Annotated in this window: 2 protein-coding genes and 1 pseudogene; all 3 read left to right on the forward strand. The window is 58.4% G+C overall.

The annotated features are described in order from the left end of the window. The first annotated feature begins 66 nt into the window (after window positions 1-66). The 3 genes and pseudogenes from M3461_19320 (at window position 67) to M3461_19330 (ending at window position 1,958) form a co-directional block, all read left to right on the forward strand. Window positions 67-699 (forward strand): DUF1326 domain-containing protein, encoded by a 633-nt coding sequence (locus M3461_19320; protein MDQ3776349.1) that lies wholly within the window; start codon window positions 67-69, stop codon window positions 697-699. Between the two features lie 245 nt (window positions 700-944). Further along, a pseudogene (locus M3461_19325) lies at window positions 945-1,148 on the forward strand (IS1634 family transposase). A 378-nt stretch (window positions 1,149-1,526) separates the two neighbouring features. Further along, window positions 1,527-1,958, forward strand: coding sequence for a hypothetical protein (locus M3461_19330; protein ID MDQ3776350.1), 432 nt, complete (start codon window positions 1,527-1,529; stop codon window positions 1,956-1,958). The last annotated feature ends 261 nt before the right edge of the window (window positions 1,959-2,219 follow it).

Genomic DNA, 2,219 nt, shown 5'->3' on the forward strand with positions numbered 1-2,219 from the left:
GCTGGCCAGCCCTTCGGCAGGAAGGTAAACTGACCATCTCAGCCATTGAAGCCTATGGGGGTTGTCATGACGCCTTGGGAAATTAAGGGACGCGAGCTCGTTAACTGCACCTGCGAATACGGCTGCAACTGCCAATTCAACGCGCTGCCGGACAAGGGTCATTGCCATGCCGTCGCCGGCATCCAGATCGATCAAGGCCATTACGGTGAGACCACGCTCGACGGCCTGCGGATCGCCGCCATCTTCCAATGGCCCGGCCCGATCCACGAGGGCAATGGCAAAGCCATCGCCTTCGTCGACGAGAACGCCGACCAGAAGCAGCGGGACGCGCTGTTGAAGATCATGACGGGCCAGGACACCGCCCCGTTCGCAACCATGTTCGCGATCTACGCCGCGACCGTGACCAATATGCACGATCCGGTCTTCACCAAGATCGATCTCGAGCTTGACATCGACGGCCGCAGAGGCCGTATCTTCGTCAAGGACTATATCGACACAATCGGCGAGCCGATCCGCAACAAGGCGACGGGTGCGGAATCGCGCGCGCAGATCGTGTTGCCGGAGGGCTTCGAATACACGGTGGCCGAGATCGGCAGCGCGTCGAGCAAGACCCAGGGTCCGGTCGAGATCGAAATGAAGGACACCTACGGCCAATTCGCGCGGCTGCACCTCAACAACAACGGCGTCGTGCGGGCCTGACACCCCGCGCATGTGCGAAGCATCCGCGCTCGAACGCCTGCTCAAACGCGAGCGCACGATCGCGCTGGCGGGTGTGGCTGCGTTGTGCGCGCTGGCTTGGCTTCTACCTCTTGACGGGCGCAGGGCTCGGCATGAGCGCGTGGGAGATGACCATGCTCTCGCTGTTCCCGCACCTGGAAGTCGCCGACATGGTTCCGGACATGCCCGGCATGGACGTGGGCGGCGCGCCGATGACGCCCGCGCCTTGGGTCGCTTTCATGGCGTATTGCCTTCAGGTAACCCTCAAACACCGGCTACGCGCACTGGCGCCGGGATTAACCCCGAGAGCGGTACTGGAAAAGTTTGCGGCCATGCAGATGGTGGATGTTCATCTACCCACCACCGATGGGCGCCACCTCGTCCTACCTCGCTACACACAACCCGACCCTGATCAGCGCCTCGAACTTTAACCCGGTCAAGTGGGCGATCAAGGCGTTGCCCACCGCCCTTTATTATCAGCTCCAGGATTGGCTCGATTCTTGGAGGGCGGCCGCTTAGAGAGGCGAAGTCATGACAGGAGGACGAACCAACGAGATCGAGCAAGCCGTTCGCAGGGTTCTCAGCGAAGCCCTCACCGAGCCGCGATGAATGAGGCCGCGAGCTCATCGCCGCGTGAGATAGGGTCGAAACACCGGATGTCCAAAGCCAGCTTTGGTTTTCGAGCCACAAGCACAGCCGTCCGCAAGGTTCTCGGCGAGTTCTCAACGAGGGTCTGATGAGTTAGTATCCGCGACGAATGGGGTGGCCTCGTCCGCTCCCACCGGTAGGGCATACTGCGCGTACTTTCCATGAATGATGGCTTGGTACGCGATGTGTACCCTGCCGGTTTCTTTAATCATGTGATTCGCAGTGCAGCGCTGTGCGCACGACATCAAACAGGAAAGGAGGCCTTTGTGTGGGAAAAGAGCATCTTCTGTTTACCCGAGAAGAAACCAACGAAGAGATGGAGACTCGGAGTGCTGTCCTTGATCAGCGCAATGATCGCCGCAGCGTCATTGGTGAGCGCGCCGCCGGCCGCCGCCAAGCCGGCCGCGCAGGGCGTCACGGCAACATTGAACGTACGCCTCCAAAGCATAAGACTGGCATTCAAGACTTTCCCCAACCGCAAGATTTTGCGTTGGTGCATTGAGTTATTTGGCGTTTACGCGCTGTGTGCTCTGATGATTGGATTGTTGACTGGATTTTGTCGCTTGGAGTTGATGAACCCTCCAGTTGCATAAATATCCATGCGGGTCGTCAGGAAAGGGCGTAGAATACAGGGTTGCAGAGAGTTTGTAGCGTTGCGCTGGACATCACCACCGGTGATATCCAGCCTTTAAGCAAAAGAACTGATTTCATGATCAGAAAGACTAGAAAGCGGTCTGCACTTCGCGGTATAATGTGCTTGTGAAAACAACCGCATACCCGAAGGAGACCGCTTCTTATGAAGTATAGCAAAGCGGAAGTCAACTGCAAGACCCATGGCCTGCCCGCACTGCGCT

It is taken from the genome of Pseudomonadota bacterium (assembly GCA_030860485.1).
Lineage (GTDB): Bacteria > Pseudomonadota > Gammaproteobacteria > JACCXJ01 > JACCXJ01 > JACCXJ01.

What these genes read in the sequence shown, in the direction of transcription:
- M3461_19330 (MDQ3776350.1), top strand. Translation starts at nt 1,527, where the DNA reads ATGAATGATGGCTTGGTACGCGATGTGTACCCTGCCGGTTTCTTTAAT.
- M3461_19320 (MDQ3776349.1), top strand. Translation starts at nt 67, where the DNA reads ATGACGCCTTGGGAAATTAAGGGACGCGAGCTCGTTAACTGCACCTGC.